The organism is Flavobacterium sp. Sd200 (assembly GCF_009826935.1).
In the GTDB taxonomy this organism is placed as follows: Bacteria; Bacteroidota; Bacteroidia; order Flavobacteriales; family Flavobacteriaceae; genus Flavobacterium.
On sequence record NZ_WUMN01000021.1, the window covers coordinates 1 to 2,896 of the forward strand.

General features: G+C 45.9%; 2 protein-coding genes. Both read left to right on the plus strand.

From position 1 onward, the window contains the following. The first annotated feature begins 19 nt into the window (after window positions 1-19). Complete coding sequence (locus GR160_RS19160; protein WP_160751508.1) at window positions 20-955, plus strand: type IX secretion system membrane protein PorP/SprF; 936 nt, start codon at window positions 20-22, stop codon at window positions 953-955. Between the two features lie 21 nt (window positions 956-976). Then, window positions 977-2,851, plus strand: coding sequence for an OmpA family protein (locus GR160_RS19165; RefSeq protein WP_160751509.1), 1,875 nt, complete (start codon window positions 977-979; stop codon window positions 2,849-2,851). Window positions 2,852-2,896 lie beyond the last annotated feature (45 nt).

The following is a 2,896-nucleotide window of genomic DNA, read 5'->3' on the forward strand; positions in this document are numbered from 1 at the left end:
AAAAAGAAAACCAACACAAATGAGAAAACTATACCTTGCTGCATTATTGGCGGTAATAGGGTTGAGTGATGCTGTTGCACAGCAGGACCCGCATTACACGCAGTACATGTACAACATGAATGTTATTAACCCGGCCTATGCGGGATCAAAAGAACACTTATCATTCGGGTTATTATACCGCAAACAATGGGTAGACGTAGAAGGTGCCCCAAGCACCGGGACCTTTTCAGGCCACAGCCCTGTGGGCAAGAACGTAGGTTTGGGTCTTTCTGCCATTACCGATGAGATTGGCCCTGTAAACGAGACCAACGTATATGCCGACTTCTCCTATACCATAAAGCTTGGCGGCGAACACCGCATTGCACTGGGCTTAAAAGCCGGGGCAACCTTTCATAAAGTAGGGCTTTATGACGATATAGGCAATGGCAACGTTCCTGATGCCAATGACCCTGCCTTTTCAGAAAATATCAGTCGTACTTATTTTAACGTAGGTACCGGTATCTTTTACTATACCAACAAATATTATGTGGCCTTCTCTGTGCCGAACATGCTAAAAAGCAAGCACCTTGACTACAGGGGTGTTAACGGTACAGGTAAATTCGGTTCGGAAGAATCTCACTACTTCTTAACAGGAGGCTATGTGTTCGAGATAGGCGATAACTTTAAGTTAAAGCCATCGGTAATGGTAAAATCAGCCTTTGGGGTAGACCCAAGTGTTGACGGGTCGCTTAATGCATTGTTCTTTGACAAGTTCGAGATTGGTGCTACCTACAGGATAGACGACAGCTTTGGTGCCATGGTAAACTATGCCATTACCCCAAGCATAAGGATAGGTTATGCGTATGACCACGTTGTGAGTGACCTTGATGTTACCACCCCGGCATCGCACGAGTTCATGCTGCTGTTCGATTTGAACTTCCCGAAAAAAGTATCCCGTTCACCACGTTATTTCTAACCTAAAGCGACCACAAGAAACATGAAGAATTTATATATTACCCTAAGTTTTATGCTCGCTGCCAGTTCAGTAATGGCACAGAACGAGGATACAGCAAAAGCCGATAAACTGTTTGCACGCTACGAATATGTAGATGCAGCCGAAGAATATTTAAAGCTAGCCAAAAAGGGCGACGACCCCTATGTAACCAAGCAGCTTGCCGAGACCTACTACAACATGTTCAATACCAAAGAAGCAGTAGTGTGGTTTGCCAAGGCAACAACAACCCAGCAGGATGCCGAAACGTATTACAAATATGCCCAGATGCTAAAGGCAGAAGGCAAATATGAAGAGGCAAACAAGCAGATGACAAAATTTGCATCGCTTGCCCCGTCAGACCAAAGGGCTGTAGCCTTTAAAAAAGAGCCGGACTATTTGCCAAAGCTTCGCAACCAGACCAGGCTGTATGACGAAAAGCTGTTGGATATAAACGACCCTAAGCTGGGTTCTTTCGGTCCGGTGCTTGCAAACGACAATACACTGTATTTTACCAGTGCAAGAAACAAGGCGCGCAAGAACTATGGTGTAAAAGAAGAACCGTTCTTAGACCTTTACCAGGCTACTTACAATGCCAACGGTACTTTTAGTGAGCCCGTTCCGGTAAGCGACGTAAACACCAAATGGCACGATGGTCCTGCAAGTGTTACCGCTGACGGCAACACCATGTATTTTTCCAGCGAAAGCTTTAAGGAAAGCAAACAGTTTGAAAGGGATAAAGACCTGAACCTTAAATTAGGCCAGGTGTACCTTTATAAAGCTACAAAAGTAAACGGCAAGTGGGACAATGTAACCGCGCTACCGTTTAACGATAAAAGATGGTCTACAGGTAACCCTGCAATAAGCAAAGACGGCAAAACGCTTTACTTTGCCTCAGACAGGGAAGGCGGACTTGGGAGCACCGACATTTGGAAGGTGGAGGTAAAAGGCAACAACAGCTATGGAGAGCCTGTAAACCTTGGTCCGAAGGTAAACACTCCTGCCCGTGAAACATTCCCGTATATAAGCGACAGCAACAAGCTGTTCTTCTCATCAGACGGGCGCAAGGGCTTTGGGGCACTTGACGTGTTTGTGATAGACCTTTCTAAAGATGGCGAGGCTACCAACCTTGGTGCCCCTATCAATACCGGTAAAGACGATTTTTCGTTCTCGTTTAACGACAGCAAAAAGATAGGCTTCTTTGCCAGTAACCGTGATGGTATAGATAAACTGTACAGTGCCAAGCCACTGTGTGCAGTTGAGGCATTGGTAATTGTAAAAGACATTACCACAGGCAAGATACTTGCAGGAGCTAAGGTGGCTATACTTGATGACAAAGGAAACGTGATAGAGACCAAGAACTCTAACAAAGACGGCAAGGTAGACTATACTGTGGATTGTGACAGGGCATACACCATACAGGCGAGTGCCGAGGGGTATGAGAACGGTACATTCCCTATCGTGAAAACAAGCGGTGGCGTAGTAAACGTAGACGCTGGGCTGAACCCTATCGCGAAGATCATAACAGAGAAAGAAGTGGTGCTTAACCCAATTTTCTTTGAGTTCGATAAGAGCAACATTACCAAAGAGGCTGCCTTTGAGCTTGACAAGCTTGTGGAGGCTATGAAGGCACAGCCAGAGCTTGTAATTATGGCTAAGTCACACACCGACAGCCGCGGTAGCGAGCAGTACAACATGAGCCTGTCTAACCGCAGGGCTAAGAGTACGGTTCAGTACATTATCTCTAAAGGTATAGCCAAGGCACGCATCAGCGGTCAGGGTTATGGCGAAAGCGAACCTAAAGTGGCCTGTGGCGACAACTGTACTGAAGAGGAGCACGCTCAAAACCGTAGGAGTGAATTCCTTATCGTGAAAAAATAATTATACAAAAGGGTAAATCACCCATCGCAATAACTAAACGGCTCC